A 2,309-nucleotide genomic window follows, 5' to 3' on the forward strand; every position below is an offset into this window, starting at 1 on the left:
AAGATATGCTCATGATTTGAGAAGTCAGTTAGAATTTTAAAAAGCTACTTCTTGTTTTACTGTTTGTTCCAATTGTTTCTTTTGGGCAGAATAGTCATCCTAAAATATTATATGGAATTACAGTAACTCTAGCTAATGGATATAATTATAAATCAAAATTAAGTAACTGGAATCAAGCATCCTTTATTAATAGTGCTGGAAATAAGTTAAAGAGCTTTATTACTGGTATTTCATATCTCGATCATTATTGGGAAATGGTCGGATAAGTAAAGATTATTCTTTCTCCTGTCATCAATGCATCTATATTTTTTAACAGCTATATTCTTTGTAAATATGTAATCTATTTTTTTTGTAACGGTTTCAATTGTATCGAACCCATTAAACGTTCCAAAAGGACCATAAACTGGAAAACCTTTTATTCTGTAACTACTCTTAAGTTCGCTTTCAAGTAATTTAATCGGTGATTCCGAAGGAAGACAATTAAAATCACCCATTAACACAATTCTCTTATCTGTCAAATTATTTTTTCTTAAATAATCTATCAATAATTCTGCAGACTTAAGACGTGAAATTTCACCTTTATGGTCAAAGTGGGTATTAATTATATCAATAGTCTGATTTGTTATTATATTTCTAAATACCCCATGTACAACTATTCTATTCAGAGCAGCATCCCAACCTTTTGATGCTTTTTCAGGAGTCTCCGACAGCCAAAATACTTTTTCTTCTACTAATTCATATTTTGTACTGTTGTAAAAAATAGGAATACTTTCACTATCGGTATTTAAACCATCTCTTCCATGACCAATATAATTGTAAGCATCAAGATTCTTAGCAATGAAATTTAATTGACTGGGCATAGCTTCTTGTATACCAATAAAGTCTAGATTATAATATTCTAGTAATTCTAAGATTTCATCCTTCCTCAATTCCCAGTAATTGTCGCCATCATTTGGTGTGCTATATCTAATATTGAATGTCATAATTTTAGTTTGAGCATAACTATTTGACATAACTAAAAATGCACAGATTAATATTAATTTAAAATATTTCATTATTAGTTCCTTACTAAATTATAGATTACTTCAATTGTCATCTCCTATTATCAATGGGATATTCCATATATTTTTTTCTAGATCTATTGTTCCACCTAATTCTTCTAGAACAACCCTGTCTGTTATGGTTACTCCCTTTTTAGCCATATTTTCAAAGGAGTCGATACCGTTATTAGGGAAATTTTTTCTAGTTCTGTGTATATTAAATTGATTCGAGAATTTTCGATTGAAAGTTTTTTCTATACCATCTTTACCAATCATAAAGCCAATCAAACCACCCCAAGTAGCAGTTGGATTATCCGAATCCCAACCAGTTAATGTTCCTATTTTTATGGTTTTCTGGAAGTCTCCTTCTCCATAAAATAAACTTACTAAACTTGCTGCAAAATTAATACCCGCAGCGAAACAGCCATTGCAATATAATTTTTTTGAAGTAATATCGTATCCATCTTTTTGATTGACTTGGTATCTAATATAAATTGAATCTCTCGCCTGTTCCCATGGAATCCCTGATTCATATAATTGTTCAGCGTAGTTAAACATATGAGCAGCGTATGAACCGTCAGGGAAAACTTTTTTTGACTGATTTGCCATCCAATATAATCGCTGACTCAAGCTTTTATTAGGGTCTGTAATTGAAGCCAAGGAATGCATTGAAACATAAAACTGTGCAATATATTCGGCTTCTTCTCGAGCAATAGTTTGAATAGGAAGATGAGCCATTTTCATAGCTACATCAGGTCTTGTAGGTGAGAATAATCCAAATATTTCAGTAGTTAATTGAGCATCGATCATTTCAAAATGCTCATTGTTTTTGGGGCTTCCAGTTTCAGGAGGAAGAACTCCTTGGTTCATTAGGTCAAATGCTTTTTGATTAGACACCCATAGAAAATTTTCCTCTTCTTGTTTAATATGCTTTATCCAACCATTCCGAATCTGCTGTGGGGTTAAAATGCTAGTCTCGTTTGTGAGAAGAAGTTGCTGATACATATATTCTATATCTGTATCATCGTCTGCTCCCCAAATTTCATTTGTATCTCTTAATACAAAATCAATTGTTGGTGATAAATCACTTGGAATACCTTGTCCCCATATACTAGGTTGATCAGGTTCCCCCCAATTCTCTCTAGTGTAAAAGGCTCCTGTTTTAATTTCGCCAATATTACCTATTTTATCCATCTCAGTAACCAACCCTGTCCAATTGGCGATACATTGTCCCAACCAAAACCCATACAACTGATTATAATATTTGTC

General features: G+C 32.3%; 2 protein-coding genes. Both read right to left on the reverse strand.

The annotated features are described in order from the left end of the window. Nucleotides 1–230: 230 nt before the first annotated feature. On the reverse strand, nucleotides 231–1,055 hold the full coding sequence (locus AC34EU_RS08740) for an endonuclease/exonuclease/phosphatase family protein (RefSeq protein WP_489667026.1): 825 nt from the start codon (nucleotides 1,053–1,055) through the stop codon (nucleotides 231–233). A gap of 30 nt (nucleotides 1,056–1,085) precedes the next feature. After that, the coding region (locus AC34EU_RS08745; protein WP_489696226.1) for an ADP-ribosylglycohydrolase family protein at nucleotides 1,086–2,309 on the reverse strand (1,224 nt) is incomplete at its 5' end.

Source organism: Candidatus Marivariicella framensis (assembly GCF_982709265.1).